Raw genomic sequence first — 16,832 nt, 5'->3', positions numbered from 1 at the left:
CGTACGTCGCGCGGTCAACGGCCGCCCGTCGAGCGGAGCGTCCGGGCGACAGCGTGGCCAAGGAAGTGACGCAGTGCCACGAGGTACGGAACGTCAGTCCCCGCTGAGCAACAGCGTGTCGAGACCGCGTACCAGACCCCGGCGTGTCGCGGCCGCGCGAGCGGCGAGCAGGGTCCCCGCGACGTAGGGGGCGGGGGAGGTGCCCGCCTCGTGACGGATCACCAGGCGCTCGTCGGGCAGCCCGAACTGTGCCTCCACGGCGAGGGTGTAGCCCGGCAACCGCAGTGAATGGACCTGCGTGCCGGCGATCGACGCGCCGCGGGCCTCGGGGTGTCCCGCCGTGCGTCCCGGGTCCACGGCGTACTCGGGCCGCCGTACGGCGCCCAGTTGTTCGGCGAGTTCGCGCGCGGTGCCGCTGGGGGCGTCGGGCTTGGTCGCGGAGGCGTAGTCGAGGATCTCCCAGTGCGGCAGGTGACGGGCGGCCAGCCGGGCGCAGGCCTGCGCCATGGCCGCGGTCAGTGAGAAGTTCCCCGAGGCCACCACGCCGACACCGTGCTCCTCGGCCAGCGCGGCGATCTCCTCGTAGTCCGCGCCGGACAGGCCCGACGAGCCGACCACGACGTTGACCCCGCGGACCACGGCGGTGCGCACATGACGCCCCACAGCGGTGTGCGAGGTGTAGTCGATCAGCACGTCCACGCCGTCCAGAGCGTCGTCGACCGTGCTGAAGACGGGCACCCCGAGTTCCGGACCGCCCCACACCGCCCCGAGGTCCGCGCCGGCCGCCGACCGCGCCACCGCCGTCCGCAGCCGCAGGTCCCCGGAGTCCAGGACGGCGCGCGCGACCGCCTCCCCGGTCCAGCCGGTCGCCCCGGCGACGCACACGTTCAGCAGGTCCATCCCACCAGCATGAGGCATGATCACCGTCCTTCCCGCCCGGAACCGGTCCCACCGGGGGACCTCAGGCGCAGCCGGGCGGCGGCGGAGCGGGCCTGACGGCGCATCCGGCCGGGCAGCGTCGTCGAGTGCGGCGCGGCGGCGACGAGCTGCTCCGACAGCCACAGCGAGCGCTTCTCCAGGTCCAGCTCGTCCAGCAGCCGGTCGATGTTGGCCAGCAGCGCCCCGTACAGGTCCCAGCTCTCCCAGCGCCGTTCCGTCTCCGCCCGCAGCAGCGCCGCGATCCGGTCCCGTTCCTCCCGGCCGCGCCGCAGCGCGTCCTCCAGCCGGGCCTCCGCCTGGTCCGCGCCCTCCGTGACCTGGGCGGCGATCAGCCGGCCGTAGCTGTCGACGGCGTCGGCCATGTCGGCGAACAACTCGTCGATGCCGGCGGCGAGCTCGCCGGTGAACAGCGGCTCCCGCGCGCCGCGCTCGCGGTCCAGCTCCGTCAGTGAGCGGCACAGCGTCCGCAGCAGCACGGTCGACACCTCCAGGGTGTCCAGCCCGCTGCGCAGGAGGAGCCGGGCCATCGCGCCCTCCGCCGGTTTCACCCGCGGGTTGAGCCGGGTCCCCTCCTCCGCCCTGCGCAGCGAGGCGTCGAACCGTGCGATCTCGTTGTCCAGCCGGCGTGCGTCCATCAGCCAGGAGCGGGCCTGCCCGGCGGTGGCGCCGTCGCGCACCTCCCGCCCCATACGGAGCATCAGCGCCCGCATGTGCTCGGCCAGCTCCCGCACCGCGTCACCGGCCGGCTCCACGAAGGCGGGGGGCGGCACGACGACGTTCAGCAGCACCCCGACGACCGCCCCGACCAGGGTCTCCAGGATGCGGTCCAGCGCCTCGCCGGAGGGGGCGGGGACGGCCAGGATGAGCATCGCGCTGATCGCCACCTCGGCCACGAACTCGTCCACGCGGATGAAGTGACCGATCACCAGCGACGCCAGGATGATCAGCCCGAGGCTCCACCAGGTCAGCCCGATCAGCTCCGCGAAGCCGACCGCGATGAGGACGCCCGCCACCACGCTGACCACCCGTCGGACGCCCGTGGTCACCGTCGTGTAGAGCGTCACCTGCACCACGAGCAGGGCCGTCAGCGGAGCCGTCAGCGGCGCGGGGTTGGGCAGCAGCCAGACGGCCACGGCGTACGACAGCACCGCGGCCACGGTGGAGCGCACCGTCTGCACGACGATCGGGTCGTTGTTGCGCCGCAGGAGGTCGGCGAGCGGGGCGGGGAGGACGCCGGGCACCCTGCCAGTCTCCCCACGCGGGGGACGCCGGCACCGGTCGGCGGCACGGGTTGCGCCGACCGCGTGAATACCCGGCCCCGACACGCCCCTGAGGCACCGTCGGCGGCCGCGGCGGGGGCTTCATGGTCCGGGCCGAGTGTGTCCGAGCAGGGGAGCGAGGTGCCTATGGCGTGCGCGGTATGGCGCTCCGGGGCCCTTGCCGCGGTGGTCGTCCTCGCGGCCGCCGCGGTCGCGTGCGGCGGCGCGTCGCGGACGTCCGGACGGGCGACGCTCGACTGGTACAACTTCCCCGACGACTCCGGGGCGCTCCAGCAGGCCGCCGACCGCTGCAGCCGTGCCTCCGGCGGACGCTACGTCATCCGCTACAACAAGCTCCCCCGGACGGCGGACGGCCAGCGGCAGCAACTCGTACGCCGGCTGGCCGCACACGACCCCGCGCTCGACGTCCTCGGCCTGGACGTCACCTGGGCCCCGGAATTCGCCGAGGCCGGCTGGATCCGCCCGTGGACGGGCGACCGGCGTGCCGAAGCCGTCCGGGACACCCTCGCCGCGCCGCTGCGGACGGCCACGTGGAAGGGCCGCCTCTACGCCGTCCCGTACAACACCAACGTCCAGCTGCTGTGGTACAGGTCGGACCTCGTGCCGGAGCCGCCCACGACCTGGGCCGGGATGCTCGATGCTGCCCGCGCCCTGGCGAAGGCCGGCAAGCCCCACCGGATCGAGGTCCAGGGCGCCCAGTACGAGGGGCTCACCGTCTGGTTCAACACGCTCGTCGCCAGCGCCGGCGGGTCGATCCTCAACGCCGACGCGACCGCGCCCTCGCTCGGCGCGCCGGCGGTGCGGGCCGCGGGCATCATGCGCGACCTGGCGGTCTCGCCCGCCGCCGACCCGTCGCTGCCCAACCAGACGGAGGACCAGAACCGGCTGGCCATGGAGTCCGGCACCGCCGCCTTCCAGCTGAACTACCCCTTCGTGTATCCGGCGATGAAGGCCGACAACCCCGAGCTGTTCCGGCACTTCCGGTGGGCCCGCTACCCGCGGGTCGACGCCGGCCGTCCCGCGCGGGTCACCATCGGCGGGATCGACCTCGCCGTCGGCGCCTACAGCCGCCGGCCTGCCCTCGCCTTCGAGGCGGCGCTGTGCCTGCGCGACCGCGACAACCAGCGGACCGCCGCGCTGCGGGGCGGCCTGCCGCCGACCCTACGCGGCCTCTACGACGATCCCCGGATCAAACGCAGCTACCCCTTCGCGCAGGACATCCTCGCCGAGCTGGAGAACGCCGCCCTGCGGCCGCAGACCCCCGCCTACCAGAACGTGTCCATCGCGGTGGCCCACACCCTGTCACCACCCGCCGCCATCCGGCCGGCCGAGTCCGTCCGGGACCTGCGGGGGCAGATCGAGGACGCCCTGCAGTCCAAGGGGCTGGTCCCGTGACGCGGCTCTCGGAGGGCGCCCGCCAGGAGCGGCGGCTGGGCTGGCTGCTCTGCGCCCCCGCCGTGGTCGTCATGCTCGTCGTGACGGCCTACCCCGTGTTCTACGCCGTCTACCTGTCCCTGCACCGCTATGACCTGCGCTTCCCCCAGCTGGCCCGTTTCGTGGGCCTGGACAACTACGCCGCGGTCCTGAGCTCCGGGTTCTGGTGGGAGGCCTTCTGGGTGACCTGCCTGATCACGGTGGTGTCCGTCGCGGTGGAACTGGCCCTCGGCATGGGCCTGGCCGTCGTCATGCACCGGGCGGTCCTCGGCCGCTCCGCGGTGCGCACCGCGATCCTGCTGCCGTACGGCATCGTGACCGTCGTCGCCGCCTTCTCCTGGCAGTACGCCTGGACCCCCGGCATCGGCTACCTCGTCGACGCGGCGGGACAGGCCCCGCTGACCGACCACTGGAAGGCCATCGGACTGATCATCCTGGCCGAGGTCTGGAAGACCACGCCCTTCATGGCGCTGCTGCTGCTCGCCGGGCTGGCCCTGGTGCCCGAGGAGACCCTGCGCGCGGCCATGGTCGACGGCGCCGGCCGCTGGCAGCGCTTCCGGCTGGTCACGCTGCCGCTGATGAAGCCCGCCATCCTGGTGGCGCTGCTGTTCCGCACCCTCGACGCGTTCCGGATCTTCGACAACATCTACGTGCTCACGCAGGGCTCCAACGGCACGGGCTCGGTGTCGATCCTCGGCTACGACAACCTCTTCACGGCGCTGAACCTCGGCATCGGCTCGGCGATCTCGGTGCTGATCTTCGTGTGCGTGGCGGTCATCGCCTTCGCCTTCATCCGGCTGTTCGGCACGGCCGCCCCCGGATCGGAGGACACCGGACGATGAGCACGAGCCCGGCGCAGCGGCGGCGGATCGCCCGCTGGAGCGTCGTCAACACCGTCGTGGTGCTGTACGCGCTGTTCCCGGTGTGGTGGATCGTCGCCCTGTCCTTCAAGGCCCCCGCCACCCTCTCCGACGGCAGCTTCGTCCCTCGTACGTGGACGCTGGAGAACTACCGGGGCATCTTCGCGACCTCCGAGTTCACCCGCGCGCTGGTCAACTCCATCGGGATCGCCCTGATCTCCACCGTCGTCGCCGTCACGCTGGGCACCATGGCCGCCTACGCCGTGGCCCGGCTGCGCTTCCCCGGCAAAGGGCTGCTGATCGGGACCTCGCTGCTGATCGCGATGTTCCCGCCGATCTCCCTGGTGTCGCCGCTGTTCAACATCGAGCGCTTCCTCGGACTGTTCGACACCTGGGCCGGGCTGATCATCCCGTACATGACCTTCTCGCTGCCGCTGGCGATCTACACGCTGTCGGCGTTCTTCCGCGAGATCCCCTGGGACCTGGAGAAGGCGGCCAAGGTCGACGGCGCGACCCCGGCCCAGGCCTTCCGGCTGGTCATCGCACCGCTCGCGGCGCCCGGGGTGTTCACCACGGCGATCCTGGTCTTCATCTTCTGCTGGAACGACTTCCTGTTCGCGATCTCCCTCACCTCCACCACCACCGCCCGCACCGTGCCGGCGGCGATCGCGTTCTTCACCGGCAGCTCCCAGTTCCAGCAGCCCACCGGCTCGATCGCCGCGGCCGCCGTGGTCATCACCGTCCCGATCGTCGTCTTCGTGCTGCTGTTCCAGCGGCGCATCGTGGCCGGACTCACCTCCGGCGCAGTGAAGGGCTGAAGGACCGCACATGGCCGAGATCACCCTCGACGGCGTCACCAAGCGCTACCCCGACGGCGCGGTCGCCGTCCGCGACGTCAGCCTCGCCATCGGGGACGGCGAGTTCGTGATCCTCGTGGGGCCGTCAGGCTGCGGCAAGTCCACCACCCTCAACATGATCGCCGGGCTGGAGGACATCACCGAGGGCACCCTGCGCATCGGCGGGCAGGTCGTCAACGACAAGGCCCCCAAGGACCGCGACATCGCCATGGTCTTCCAGAGCTACGCCCTCTACCCCCACATGACCGTCCGCCAGAACATGGGCTTCGCCCTGCGGCTGGCCGGCGTGGACAAGGCCGTCATCAAGGAGAAGGTCGAGGAGGCCGCCCGGGTCCTGGACCTCACCGGCCACCTCGACCGCAAGCCCGCCAACCTCTCCGGCGGGCAGCGCCAGCGCGTCGCCATGGGCCGGGCCATCGTCCGCGAGCCCAAGGCCTTCCTGATGGACGAGCCGCTCTCCAACCTCGACGCCAAGCTGCGGGTCCAGATGCGCACCCAGATCGCCCGGCTGCAGCGGCGCCTGGGCACCACCACGGTGTACGTCACGCACGACCAGACCGAGGCCATGACCCTCGGCGACCGCGTCGTCGTGATGCGCGGCGGCGTCGTCCAGCAGACCGGCTCGCCGCAGGAACTGTACGACCGGCCGCGCAACCTCTTCGTCGCCGGGTTCATCGGCTCGCCCGCGATGAACTTCCTGCCCGCCGCCGTGGAGGAGGACCGGCTGCGCACCCCCCTCGGCGACCTGCCGCTCGACGACCGCCTCCGCACCGCCCTGGCACGCCACGACGCACCGCGCGAGGTCATCGCGGGCTTCCGGCCCGAGCACTTCGAGGACGCCGCGCTCGTCGACCCCGGCCGGGGCGGCGCCACGGTCACCGTCGCCGTCGACGTCCGCGAGTCCCTCGGCTCCGACGTCTACGTCCACGTCGCCCAGGAGGGCGGCGCGGCCGCCGCGGCCGCCGCGGAGCAACTGGCCGAGCTCGCCGCCGACTCCGGGCTCGCCGACTCCGGCGCCGGCGGCCCCGAGGTCGTCGCCCGGCTCTCCGCCAGGACCCGGGCCCGCGAGGGCGAACGCCTGCGGCTGTGGCTGGACACCGCACAGGCCCAGGTCTTCGACCCGGCCACCGGCGACAACCTCACGCTCCCCGAACGCCCCGGCGACACGACCGCGGGGTGAGCGCATGGCCCCGGCCACCGTCCCGCCGCCGCTGCCCGGCCCCCTCGCGCACCTCGCCCCGCTCCTCGACGACTGGGGCTACCTGGCGGTCGGCGTCCTCGTCCTGCTCGACAACTGCGGCATCCCCGTACCCGGGCAGACCGTCCTCGTCGTCGCGGCCGCCTACGCGGGCACCGGCCGGATGGACATCGCCGGCGTCGTCGTGGTCGCCGTCGCCGCGGCCGTCGCGGGCGACTGCCTCGGCTACCTCATCGGCCGCATCGGCGGCCGCGCCTTCGTCCACCGCTGGGGCCGCTACGTCCTGCTCACCCCGGAACGCTTCGTGCGCGGCGAGGAGTTCTTCGCCCGCCGCGGCGACCTCGTCGTCCTCCTCGCCCGGTTCGTCGACGTCCTGCGCCAGACCAACGGCATCATCGCCGGCACCGCCGGCATGCCCTGGTGGCGCTTCCTGCTCTGCAACACCCTCGGCGCGATCCTCTGGGTCGGCGTGTGGGCCGCCCTCGCCTACGCCGCGGGCACCCGCCTCGGCCCCCTCTACGCCTGGCTCACCCGCTTCCAGCTCTACGCCCTGATCGCCGTGGCCCTCCTCGCCGCCGCCCTGACCGCCCGCCACATCCGCCGCCGCGTCCGCCGCCGCGACGTCGGCCCCTGAGGGGTCCTCACGCCCCGGCGCAGGCCACCAGCGTCGCCAGATCCGGCTCCGGTACACGGACACCCCATGCGGCTGCCCGTTGCTCAAGGCCGCCGGCGGAGCGGGACGGTCATGCAGGGCGCATGTCGCCGGTTCGCCGTTGCGTACTCCCACCTTCGGGCAACGTCCGGCCCAGGACCAGGGCTTCGGCCGCGGGCGGCGGGGTCGGCGCGGTGCGAGGCCGCGCGTGGGGGCTCGGCCCCGCCACCTGCCGCCCGTGGGCGTGATGCCCGGGGCCCGGCGGAGGCTAGAGCAGGTCCTCGATGGTGATCGGCATCTTGCGGACGCGGCGGCCCGTGGCGTGGTGGACGGCGTTGGCGATGGCGGCGCCGGCGCCGACCTGGCCGATCTCGCCGACGCCTTTGACGCCGAGGGGGTTGACGACGGTGTCCTCGACCTCGACGAGCTCGACGTCGACGTCCGGCACGTCCGCGTTGACGGCGACCAGGTAGTCGCCGAGGCTCGACGCCGCCCAGCGGCCGGTGCGGGCCTCCATGTGGTTGGCCTCGAGGAGGGCCTGACCCAGTCCCCAGATCATGCCGCCGGTGAGCTGGCTGCGGGCGGTCTTGGGGTTGAGGACCCGCCCGGGGGCGAAGGCGCCGACCATGCGGCGGACCCGGACGAGGCCCAGGTCGGCGTCGACGGCGACCTCGGCGAACTGGGCGCCGAAGGTCATCAGGGCGTGCCCGTTCGCGCCGGCGTCGGGGGTCCAGGAGCCCAGGGCCTCCACGTCGGGGAGGAACTGACGGTGCATCATGTCGGCGTAGGTCTCACCGGTGCCGGGGTCGTCCCGGAGCACCATGCGGCCGTCCTGGACCTCGACGGCCTCGGGGGCCGCGCCGTGCAGCGGCGACTCCGCGTCCGCGACCGCCCGCGCGACGAGCGCGTCGCGCAGGGTGGTGGCCGCGGTGTGGACGGCCGCGCTGATCATGCCCGCCCCGGCCGAGCCGACGGCCGCGGCGATCTGGGGGAAGGCGGTGTCGCCGTTCTCGAAGCGGCACCGCCCGGCCGGCAGGCCGAGGGCGTCGGCGGCGACCTGCGTCATGGCCGTGGCCACGCCGGTCCCGAAGTCGGGGGTGGCCGCCTGCACCAGGGCGGTCCCGTCGGCGTAGAGGCGGGCGCGGGCGCGCTGCGGGGTGACGGGCTGGGCGACGGGGTAGCCGGCGCTGGCCATGCCCGTGCCGATCAGCCAGTGCCCTTCACGCCGGGAGCGCGGTCGCGGATCGCGGTCCGCCCAGCCGAAACGCTCCGCGCCGCGGCGGTAGCACTCCTCCAGCCCCCAGCTCGACCACGGGTCGCCCGTGCCGGGGTCGGTCGCCGTGATGTTGCGCAGCCGCAGTTCCAGCGGGTCCATCCCGAGGCGCTCGGCGAGCTCGTCCATCGCGCACTCCATGGCGAACATGCCCGAGGCCTCGCCCGGCGCGCGCACGAAGGTCGGCGTCATGGTGTTCGCGCGGAACAGCCGGTACTCGCCCTCGTAGTGGGGGCATCCGTAGATCTGCGAGGCGACGCCGAGGGAGGGTTCGGCCCAGTCGTCGAAGTGCGAGGTGGGGGAGAGCTTGTGGTGGCGCAGCGCGGTGAGCCGTCCGTCCCCGGCCGCGGCGAGCGTGATCGTCTGCTCCTGCTCCTCGCGGTGTCCCATCGAGGTGAACATCTGCTCGCGGGTCAGCGCCAGTTTCACCGGGCGGCCCACCTGCCGGGCGGCGATCGCGGCGAGGGCCGGATGGTGCCAGATCATGGCCTTGCCGCCGAAGCTGCCGCCCGTGTAGTGCCCGATGACCCGCACCCGGGAGACCGGCAGGCCGAGCAGCGCGGCGACCGTCTGCTGGGTGGAGGTGATGCCCTGCGTGGCGTCCCAGAGGGTGAGTTCGTCGCCCTCCCAGGACGCGGTGGTCGCCGGAGGCTCGAGGGGGTTGTGGTTGTTGGCGGCGTAGGTGAAGGTGACGTCGAGCCGTACGTCGGCCTCGTCGATCCCCTTCCGCAGGTCGCCCCGGCTCATGCGGCCCGGTATGAAGCCGCCGAAGATCGCCTCGGGCACGTGGGCCCGGTCCCGGCCCTGGTCGAGGGTGGTGACGGAGGGCTCCTCCGCGTACCGCACGTGCAGCAGGCTCGCCGCGTGCTGGGCCCGTTCGTGCGTGTCGGCGACGACGACGGCGATGTGCTGGCCCGCGTAGTGGACGACGTCCTCCTGCAGGGGGAAGAAGGTCTGGCCGGGCGCCGCCGTCCCCGCCAGGGAGGGGATCAGCGGCGGCTGCGCCGCGATGGGTGGGATGTTCTCGTGGGTGAGGACGGCGAGGACGCCCTCGGCGGCCTCGGCCTCGCCCGCGTCGATCGAGGTGATCCGCCCGCAGGCGATGTGGGCCCCGACGAGCGCGGCGTACGCCATGCCGGGGAGCGGGACCTCCGCCGAGTACCGTGCCGAGCCGGTGACCTTGGGGCGGCCGTCGACACGGTCCATGGGCTGCCCGACGGCCGGGCTCATGACGGGCTCCCGGTGAGGGTCCCGAGCGCGCGGACCACGGCCCGGCAGGCGAGTTCGACCTTGAACGCGTTCATCGCCGTGGGCCGTGCCGCGGTCAGTTCGACCCGCGCGGCCTCGTGGAAGTTCTCCGGGATCGCCGGGGCCCCGAGCAGGAACTCCTCGGCGCGTTCGGCCCGCCAGGGCCGGGTGCCCACCCCGCCGAGCGCGAGGCGGACGTCCAGCACCAGCCCGTCCGCCAGCGCCAGCGCTGCCGCCACCGAGACCAGGGCGAACTCGTACGACTCGCGGTCCCTGACCTTCAGGTAGGTGGAACGACGGGCGATCGGCACCGAGGGCACCTCGATCACGGTGATCAGCTCGCCGTGCTCCAGCGGGTGCTCCCGGTCCGGGGTGTCGCCGGGCAGCAGGAAGAACTCGTCGAAGGAGTAGGAGCGTTCGCCGCCGGGCCCCTGGGTCCGGATCCTCGCGCCCAGCGCCGCCAGGGCCACGGCCACGTCCGAGGGGTGGGCGGCGATGCAGTGCGCGCTCGTGCCGAGGACGGCGTGCCCGCGGCTCGTCCCCTCGATCGCCGAGCAACCGCTGCCGGGTACACGCTTGTTGCAGGGTGAGGCGGAGTCACGGAAGTAGCCGCACCGCACGCGCTGCATCATGTTGCCGCCCATGGAGGCCATGTTGCGCAACTGCGCCGAGGCGCCGAGCTCCAGCGCCTGGGCGACGAGCGGGAAGCGCTCCCGTACGACGGGCGCCTGCGCGACCTGGCTCATCCGGGCCAGCGCGCCGATCCGCAGCGAGCCGTCGGGCATGCCCTCCACGCCGGTCAGGGGGAGGTCGTTGATGTCGACGAGCCGTCGCGGCGTGAGCACGTTCTGCCGCAGCAGGTCGACCTCCGTGGTGCCGCCGGCCAGGAAGTGGCTCTGCGGGTCGGCAGTGACGGCCGCGATGGCGTCCGCCGTGCCGGTGGCGCGGGTGTAGCTGATGGGCCGCACGGTGTCACGCTCCGCTGCCGGTTCCGGGAGCGGTGTCCGGTCCCGCGTCGCGCACCGCGCGGATCGCCGCACGGATGTTGGGGTACGCGGCGCAGCGGCAGATGTTGCCGCTCATCCACTCCTTGATCTCCGCGTCGTCCGAGGCGTGCCCCTCCCGCAGCAGGGCCACCGCCGACATGATCTGCCCCGGGGTGCAGTAGCCGCACTGGAAGGCGTCCTGCGCGATGAACGCCTCCTGCATCGGGTCGAGCCGGCCCTCCCGCGCGAGGCCCTCGATCGTGGTGACCTCGTGGCCCTCGCACGCGATGGCGAGCGTCAGGCAGCCCAGTACGCGCCGCCCGTCCACGAACACCGTGCAGGCCCCACAGGTGCCCTGGTCACAGCCCTTCTTGGCGCCGGTCAGCCGGAGGTGCTCGCGGAGCGCGTCGAGCAGGCTCACCCGGGGCTCGATGTCCACCGCCCGCCGTTCCCCGTTGACGTGCAAGGTGACCGGGACGGGGTCCGGGCCGCGCTCCGGCAGTACGCCGGATTCCGCCGCGGTGTTCGCCGAAACATGTGAGGACACCGGTCCACCTCCAGATCGGTCTCCCTTTCATGCTGTTTCGCCCGTCAACGACCCGCAACCGGGATCATGCCCCCGCGCGGCGGCACAGGGGGCGGACCGGATCGCCGGGCCGTGCCCGGGCGCCCCCGGCTCCGGGTCCTCGCGGGGCGGCTACCGCTGCCGGGCCGCGTACGCCCGTGCCTTGTTGCGGTTGCCGCACACGCGCATCGAGCACCAGCGGCGGCTGCGGTTCTTGGAGACGTCCCAGAAGACCCAGCCGCAGGTGTGCTCGGCGCAGCGCTTGAGGCGCGCCGCGTCGCCGGTGGTCACCAGCGCGCTCCAGGCCAGGGCGATGCGGGCGAGCGCCCCTTCCACGGGCGGCAGCCCCGGCGCGGGGGACAGTACGGGCCGGTCCCCGCCGACCGCGACGTGGACGGGCAGCCCCCGCAGCACCTCGTCGGCGGCCGCGACGGCCCCGGGGTCGGGGGTGTCGCCGACGTTGGCGCCCAGCACCTCGCGGATGCCGGCCCGCAGGCGCAGGGCGCGGTCGTGCTCGCCGGGCGTGACCGGCGTGCCGTCGTCGAGCAGGCCGCGGGAGGCGAGGAAGGCGGACAACCGGTCCGGCGCGGCCAGGTCGTCCGTGCCGAGGTCGAGGTCGACGGTGTTGGCGAAGGCCTCCACCAGGACGGCGGCGGGCGGGGGTTCGAGCACGGGGCACCTCCTGTCGCCGAAGTCTACCGGCTATCGTGAACGGCGGTTAGAATGACCGGTGAAGCCGATAGCCGGTTAGCGTAGGGGGAGTTCACATGGGGGACCGCGCCCGCGTCACGCCAGTGAAGGACGGCGCCGCCCCGACGGCCGCGTCCGCGACCGCGCCGCCGACGGTCCTCCGGGGCACCCGCAACACGGCCGTGCTGGTCGGCTTCACCGCGGTCACCAATCTCGCCGACGGGGTGACCAAGATGGCGCTGCCCCTGCTCGCGGCGCGGGCCTCCGGCTCGCCGCTGCAGGTCACGGCGGTGTCCCTGACGCTCACCCTGCCCTGGCTGCTGGTCGCCCTCCCCGTGGGCGTCCTGGTGGACCGCCGGGACCGCCGGGGGCTGCTGTGGGCCGCGGGCGGCGTGCGGATGGCGGTCGTGGCCTGCCTCCTCGCGGCGGCGGCCGGTGGCGGGCTCGGCATCGGGGTGCTCTGCGCGGCCGGTGCCGTCCTCGGCGTCGCGGAGGTGGTGGCGCTGACGGCGGAGGCGGCGCTCGTACCGTCCGTGGTGCCCCCGGCCGGGCGTGAACGCGCCAACGCGTGGATCACCGGCGCCGAGACCGTGTGCAACGAGTTCTGCGGCCCCCTGGTCGGCGGGGTGCTGATCGCCGTGGGCACCGGGTTCGCGCTCGGCGCGACCTGGGTCGCGTACGCGCTCGCCTCCCTCGCCCTGTTCCTGCTCGCCGGGCGGGTGGCCGGGGCACGCGGCACGGGCGCGGTGGCGGACCGCGCCCCCGCCGCCGTCCGCACGCAGATCGCCGAGGGCCTGCGCCACGTGTGGCGGCACGACCTGCTGCGCACCCTCTCGCTGGTCCTCACCGTCCTGTGCTCCTGCTGGGGCGCGTGGCTGGCGCTGATGCCCCTGCACGCGACCCACACGATGGGCCTGGACGCCGGGCGGTACGGGCTGCTGCTGAGCGCCCTCGGCGTAGGCGGGCTGACCGGCGCGCTCACCGTCGGCCGGGTCAACCGGTTGCTGGGCCGCCGCGGCGCGATGTCCGCCGACATCGCCGGCACCGCCGCGATGATGGCGCTGCCCGCGCTGACCACCGCCTTCTGGCCGGTGGCCGCCGGCGCCTTCCTCGGCGGCATGGGCGGCACCCTGTGGGCGGTCAACGCCCGTACGATCGCCCAGGACATCGTGCCGGAGCACATGATGGGCCGCTACAGCGCCGTCAGCAGACTGTTCAGCTGGGGCGCCATGCCGCTCGGCGCCGCCCTGGCCGGCGTACTGGCCGAACTCGGCGGCCCCCGGCTGGTGTTCGCGGTCCTCGCCGTCGTCGCGGCCGCGGCGCTCGTCCCCTTCCTGCGGATCGCGGCCCCGGCGCGTGCCTAACGCTGGGCGTCTTCCAGCTGCCGGACGACCGCCTCCGCGACCGCGCGGGCGCTGCCGGGGTTCTGGCCGGTGATCAGCCGCCCGTCCTCGACGACGTAGGCGTCGAACGGCCGCCTGGCCGTGGAGTAGTCGGCGCCGAGCTTCGTCAGCTCCTCCTGGAGGCTGTAGGGCACCGCCTCGGCCCGGTGGGCGAGTTCCTCCTCGGGCCACGAGAACCCGGTCACCCGCCTGCCCCGGACCAGCGGTTCGCCGCTGCTCAGCGTCACGTTGAGCAGCCCCGTCGCGCCGTGGCAGACCGTGGACACGATCCGGCCCGACTCGTAGAACCTGGCCATCAGGTCCTCCAGTTCCCGGCTCTGCGGGAAGTCGAACATCACGCCGTGGCCGCCGGTGAGGTAAATGGCGTCGTAGTCCTCGAGGTTCACGTCGGTGATCGGCAACGTGTCCTCGAGGAGGTCCATGTACGCGCGGTCGGCGTAGTGCCTGCCGGTGCCGAGCTCCCCCAGCACCTCGTGGGAGAGGCTCTCCGGGTCGAGGGGGACCTTGCCGCCGGCCGGACTGGCGATGTCCATGGAGTAGCCGTCCTGCTCGACCACGTCCCAGAAGTGCGTCAGTTCCCCGAGCCACAGCCCGGTGCGCATGCCGACCTTCTCGTACTCGTCGACGTTGGTCACGATGACCAGGATCTTCTTGGTCGCAGGCATGCCACTGCCCTCTTCCCTGCGGGATTCGGTGCTCGTCGCGGCGGTCGACACCGCTGTGGCACCCCGTCGATTCGAGCCTAAATGCGCCATTTGGGGCAGGCAAGGCGGTCCGGCGGACCGGGCACCGGCTACGCCACGCAGAACTCGTTCCCCTCCGGGTCCTGCATCACCACCCCGTAGTGGTCCACGCCCGGTTGGGCGAGCACGCGCAGCCGGGAGGCCCCCGCCGCCACCAGCCGGCCGACCTCGGCCTCGACCCGCTCCCTGCGGGTCTCCAGGGGCACCTCGGCCCGCCGGCCGCCCACCTTGACGTCGAGGTGCAGCCGGTTCTTGACCACCTTGCCCTCGGGCACCTGCTGGAACCAGATCCGGGGCCCGTCACCCTCCGGGTCCACGATGGAGTCGCTGCACTCCCCGTCGCCGAGCTCCTCCTCCGGCACGCCGACGGAGAGCCAGTACTCCCGCCAGGTGGGGAAGCCGTCCGGGGCGTCCTCCATCCGGTAGCGCAGCGCGTCCGCCCAGAAGCGCGCCTGCGCCCCGGGATCCGCGCAGTCGATCGTCAGCTGGAACGCGACCATGGTGTGCCTCCGTCGAATGGGCCCGCCCGGTGCTTTGCACCGGTGGGGCCCATGCTGCCCGACGGGTACGACAGTCGCTCAGTCGCTCCCCTCGAGCCTGAAGCCGACCTTCAACCCGACCTGGAAGTGCCCGACCTGCCCGTCCGCGAAATGACCGCGGATCTGCGTCACCTCGAACCAGTCGAGGTTGCGCAGGGTCTCCGAGGCACGGCTCAGCCCGTTGCGGATGGCGGCGTCCAGGCCCTCGCCGGACGAGCCGACGATCTCGGTCACCCGGTACGTGTGGTCGGTCATGGGTCCTCCCTGATCAGTGGGAACGGGCGGTTCCGCCGCCCCTCCACGGTGCCTCATCGCCCCGCGGGCCGCGAGGGGAAGGACGGTCCCGGGCGTTAGCCGACGGCGTGCCACGGGAAGGGGCTCCACATGGCCAGGGCCAACGCCGAGGTCGAAGCCCTGCTCCGCGAGTACGCCGACCTCATCCGGATCACCGGCGGCGACGCGTACAAGGCGCGCGCCTACGAGAAGGCCGCCCGCGCCATCGGCGGCCACCACGAGGACGTCTCCCGGCTCGACGACAAGGGACTGCGGAAGATACCCGACGTGGGGAAGTCCGTGGCCGAGAAGGTCACCGCGTACCTGCGCACCGGCACCGTCCCCGCCGTCGAGGAGCTGCGCGCCCGCATCCCCGCCGGCGTACGGGAGATGACCGCGATCCCGATGCTCGGCCCCAAGCGGGCCATGATGCTCTACCAGGAGCTGCACATCGCCTCGGTGCAGGAACTCGCCGACGCCATCCACGCCGAACGCCTGCGCGACCTGCCCGGCTTCGGCGCCCGCACCGAGGAGGCCATCCTGCACGGCATCGGCCTGATGCGGTCCTCGGCCGGCCGGGTCCCGCTGGACGTCGCCACCGCGGTCGCCGAGGAGGTCGTCGCCGAGCTCTCCGCGCTCCCCGGCTGCGAGCGCTGCACGTACGCCGGCTCGCTGCGCCGCATGCGGGAAACCGTCGGCGACGTCGACGTGCTCGTCGCCGCCGAGCGGTCCGGGCCCTTCATGGAGGCGTTCACCCGGATGGCGGGCACCGCCGAGGTCATCGTGCGGGGCGCGAAGAAGACCTCGATCCGGACCACCAAGGGCCTCCAGGTCGACCTTCGGGTCGTGCCGCCCGACTCCTGGGGCGCTGCGCTGCAGTACTTCACCGGCTCCAAGGCCCACAACATCCGCACCCGCGAGATGGCCGTCCACCACGGCCTCAAGCTCTCCGAGTACGGGCTCTTCGACACCGCGACCGGCGAGCGCGTCGTCTCCCGCACCGAGGAGGAGGTCTACGCCCGGCTCGGGCTGCCCTGGATACCGCCCACCCTGCGCGAGGACCGGGGCGAGATCCAGGCCGGGCTGGCCGGGGAGCTCCCCGAGCCGCTCGCGCTGCGCGCCGTCCGCGGTGACCTGCACACCCACACCGACCTCACCGACGGCCTCGCCGGCCTGGAGGAGATGGTGGCAGCGGCGGCCGCGCGCGGCTACGCCTACTACGCGGTCACCGACCACGCACCCGACCTGTCCATGCAGCGCATGACGGACGAGAAGATCCTCGCCCAGCGCGAGGAGGCCCGCCGCCTGGACCGCGCCCACAAGGGTATGCGGGTCCTGCACGGCACCGAACTCAACATCGGCCCCGACGGGGGCGTGGACTGGCCGGAGGAGTTCCTGGCCGGCTTCGACCTGTGCGTGGCGTCGATCCACTCCCACTTCCACCAGGACCGCGAAACCCTCACCCGGCGCCTGGTGCGCGCGGCGGAGAACCCGTACGTCAACATCATCGGCCACCCCACCACCCGGCTGCTGGGCAGGCGCCCGGGCGTCGACGCCGACCTCGACGAGGTCTTCGCGGCCTGCGCCCGCACCGGCACGGCGCTGGAGGTCAACGCCCAGCCCGACCGGCTCGACCTCGGCGACGAGCTGATCCTGCGGGCCCGCCGGCACGGCGTGAAGTTCGCCGTCGACAGCGACGCGCACGCCACCGTCCACCTGGACTTCATGCGCTACGGCGTCGGTACGGCGCAGCGGGGCTGGCTCACCGAGGACGACGTCGTCAACGCCTGGCCGCTCACCCGGCTGCGGCGCTTCCTGCGCAAGGGCGGCCGTACGCATCCGTGACCGTACCCGGGGTAGGCGCAGCGCGAGGGCCCCTACCACGCCCGACT

16 protein-coding genes are annotated in these 16,832 nt (G+C 73.4%); 7 read left to right on the top strand and 9 right to left on the bottom strand.

The features are described from left to right. Positions 1-93 precede the first annotated feature (93 nt). The gene (gene dapB / locus ACFYYN_RS23375) at positions 94-900 is read right to left on the bottom strand and encodes a 4-hydroxy-tetrahydrodipicolinate reductase (RefSeq protein WP_500323118.1); all 807 of its coding nucleotides are present in this window, start codon (positions 898-900) and stop codon (positions 94-96) included. Between the two features lie 20 nt (positions 901-920). Next, positions 921-2,180: an FUSC family protein gene (locus ACFYYN_RS23370; RefSeq protein WP_500547377.1), complete on the bottom strand. Its 1,260-nt coding sequence runs from the start codon at positions 2,178-2,180 to the stop codon at positions 921-923. Between the two features lie 165 nt (positions 2,181-2,345). On the opposite strand from ACFYYN_RS23370, the gene ACFYYN_RS23365 reads away from it, so the two are divergent. From ACFYYN_RS23365 to ACFYYN_RS23345, 5 genes are read left to right on the top strand one after another with little or no spacing between them, the layout of a single operon-like run. Next, positions 2,346-3,614: an ABC transporter substrate-binding protein gene (locus ACFYYN_RS23365; RefSeq protein ID WP_500547376.1), complete on the top strand. Its 1,269-nt coding sequence runs from the start codon at positions 2,346-2,348 to the stop codon at positions 3,612-3,614. Continuing rightward, the gene (locus ACFYYN_RS23360; protein ID WP_500547375.1) at positions 3,611-4,495 is read left to right on the top strand and encodes a carbohydrate ABC transporter permease; all 885 of its coding nucleotides are present in this window, start codon (positions 3,611-3,613) and stop codon (positions 4,493-4,495) included. Before ACFYYN_RS23365 ends, ACFYYN_RS23360 begins: the two co-directional genes overlap by 4 nt. Continuing rightward, positions 4,492-5,331, top strand: a complete 840-nt coding sequence (locus ACFYYN_RS23355) for a carbohydrate ABC transporter permease (protein WP_500323123.1) — start codon at positions 4,492-4,494, stop codon at positions 5,329-5,331. The genes ACFYYN_RS23360 and ACFYYN_RS23355 overlap by 4 nt, the downstream gene beginning before the upstream one ends. A gap of 10 nt (positions 5,332-5,341) precedes the next feature. Next, entirely contained in the window at positions 5,342-6,550 is a 1,209-nt protein-coding gene (locus ACFYYN_RS23350) for an ABC transporter ATP-binding protein (RefSeq protein WP_500547374.1), read from the top strand. 4 nt (positions 6,551-6,554) lie between these two features. Next, positions 6,555-7,202 (top strand): DedA family protein, encoded by a 648-nt coding sequence (locus ACFYYN_RS23345; protein ID WP_500547373.1) that lies wholly within the window; start codon positions 6,555-6,557, stop codon positions 7,200-7,202. 286 nt (positions 7,203-7,488) lie between these two features. Here the strand turns inward: ACFYYN_RS23345 and ACFYYN_RS23340 are convergent, their stop codons facing one another. The 4 genes from ACFYYN_RS23340 to ACFYYN_RS23325 all read right to left on the bottom strand — a co-directional run bounded on the left by ACFYYN_RS23340 (position 7,489) and on the right by ACFYYN_RS23325 (position 11,964). Next, a complete protein-coding gene (locus ACFYYN_RS23340; RefSeq protein WP_500547372.1) occupies positions 7,489-9,723 on the bottom strand; it encodes a xanthine dehydrogenase family protein molybdopterin-binding subunit in 2,235 nt (744 codons plus the stop codon). Beyond that, positions 9,720-10,709: an FAD binding domain-containing protein gene (locus ACFYYN_RS23335; protein ID WP_500547371.1), complete on the bottom strand. Its 990-nt coding sequence runs from the start codon at positions 10,707-10,709 to the stop codon at positions 9,720-9,722. Before ACFYYN_RS23335 ends, ACFYYN_RS23340 begins: the two co-directional genes overlap by 4 nt. A 4-nt stretch (positions 10,710-10,713) precedes the next feature. After that, positions 10,714-11,274, bottom strand: a complete 561-nt coding sequence (locus ACFYYN_RS23330; RefSeq protein ID WP_500547370.1) for a (2Fe-2S)-binding protein — start codon at positions 11,272-11,274, stop codon at positions 10,714-10,716. 150 nt (positions 11,275-11,424) lie between these two features. Then, positions 11,425-11,964, bottom strand: coding sequence for a CGNR zinc finger domain-containing protein (locus ACFYYN_RS23325; protein WP_500547369.1), 540 nt, complete (start codon positions 11,962-11,964; stop codon positions 11,425-11,427). Between the two features lie 95 nt (positions 11,965-12,059). Here ACFYYN_RS23325 and ACFYYN_RS23320 point away from each other — a divergent pair, with 95 nt between their 5' ends. Beyond that, positions 12,060-13,346 carry an MFS transporter gene (locus tag ACFYYN_RS23320; RefSeq protein ID WP_500547368.1) on the top strand — a complete coding sequence of 429 codons (1,287 nt, stop codon included), beginning with the start codon at positions 12,060-12,062 and terminating at the stop codon, positions 13,344-13,346. Here the strand turns inward: ACFYYN_RS23320 and ACFYYN_RS23315 are convergent. The 3 genes from ACFYYN_RS23315 to ACFYYN_RS23305 all read right to left on the bottom strand — a co-directional run bounded on the left by ACFYYN_RS23315 (position 13,343) and on the right by ACFYYN_RS23305 (position 14,922). Then, complete coding sequence (locus tag ACFYYN_RS23315; protein ID WP_500547367.1) at positions 13,343-14,050, bottom strand: type 1 glutamine amidotransferase domain-containing protein; 708 nt, start codon at positions 14,048-14,050, stop codon at positions 13,343-13,345. The genes ACFYYN_RS23320 and ACFYYN_RS23315 overlap by 4 nt on opposite strands. A 128-nt stretch (positions 14,051-14,178) precedes the next feature. Further along, positions 14,179-14,628 carry a VOC family protein gene (locus ACFYYN_RS23310; protein WP_500547366.1) on the bottom strand — a complete coding sequence of 150 codons (450 nt, stop codon included), beginning with the start codon at positions 14,626-14,628 and terminating at the stop codon, positions 14,179-14,181. Positions 14,629-14,706: 78 nt separating this feature from the next. Then, positions 14,707-14,922, bottom strand: coding sequence for a dodecin (locus ACFYYN_RS23305; RefSeq protein ID WP_500323137.1), 216 nt, complete (start codon positions 14,920-14,922; stop codon positions 14,707-14,709). A 129-nt stretch (positions 14,923-15,051) separates the two neighbouring features. On the opposite strand from ACFYYN_RS23305, the gene polX reads away from it, so the two are divergent. Continuing rightward, positions 15,052-16,785, top strand: a complete 1,734-nt coding sequence (gene polX, locus ACFYYN_RS23300; RefSeq protein WP_500547365.1) for a DNA polymerase/3'-5' exonuclease PolX — start codon at positions 15,052-15,054, stop codon at positions 16,783-16,785. The last annotated feature ends 47 nt before the right edge of the window (positions 16,786-16,832 follow it).

This window comes from Streptomyces sp. NPDC001902 (assembly GCF_042891295.1).
Classification (GTDB): Bacteria; Actinomycetota; Actinomycetes; order Streptomycetales; family Streptomycetaceae; genus Actinacidiphila.
This window is presented reverse-complemented; position numbering and strand designations above follow the sequence as displayed.

Bases quoted from the DNA above. Each gene is read 5' to 3' on its own strand.
- dapB (WP_500323118.1), bottom strand. From the start codon at position 900: ATGGACCTGCTGAACGTGTGCGTCGCCGGGGCGACCGGCTGGACCGGG.
- ACFYYN_RS23365 (WP_500547376.1), top strand. From the start codon at position 2,346: ATGGCGTGCGCGGTATGGCGCTCCGGGGCCCTTGCCGCGGTGGTCGTC.
- ACFYYN_RS23355 (WP_500323123.1), top strand. From the start codon at position 4,492: ATGAGCACGAGCCCGGCGCAGCGGCGGCGGATCGCCCGCTGGAGCGTC.
- ACFYYN_RS23350 (WP_500547374.1), top strand. From the start codon at position 5,342: ATGGCCGAGATCACCCTCGACGGCGTCACCAAGCGCTACCCCGACGGC.
- ACFYYN_RS23345 (WP_500547373.1), top strand. From the start codon at position 6,555: ATGGCCCCGGCCACCGTCCCGCCGCCGCTGCCCGGCCCCCTCGCGCAC.
- ACFYYN_RS23340 (WP_500547372.1), bottom strand. From the start codon at position 9,723: ATGAGCCCGGCCGTCGGGCAGCCCATGGACCGTGTCGACGGCCGCCCC.
- ACFYYN_RS23320 (WP_500547368.1), top strand. From the start codon at position 12,060: ATGGGGGACCGCGCCCGCGTCACGCCAGTGAAGGACGGCGCCGCCCCG.
- ACFYYN_RS23315 (WP_500547367.1), bottom strand. From the start codon at position 14,050: ATGCCTGCGACCAAGAAGATCCTGGTCATCGTGACCAACGTCGACGAG.
- ACFYYN_RS23310 (WP_500547366.1), bottom strand. From the start codon at position 14,628: ATGGTCGCGTTCCAGCTGACGATCGACTGCGCGGATCCCGGGGCGCAG.
- ACFYYN_RS23305 (WP_500323137.1), bottom strand. From the start codon at position 14,922: ATGACCGACCACACGTACCGGGTGACCGAGATCGTCGGCTCGTCCGGC.
- polX (WP_500547365.1), top strand. From the start codon at position 15,052: ATGGCCAGGGCCAACGCCGAGGTCGAAGCCCTGCTCCGCGAGTACGCC.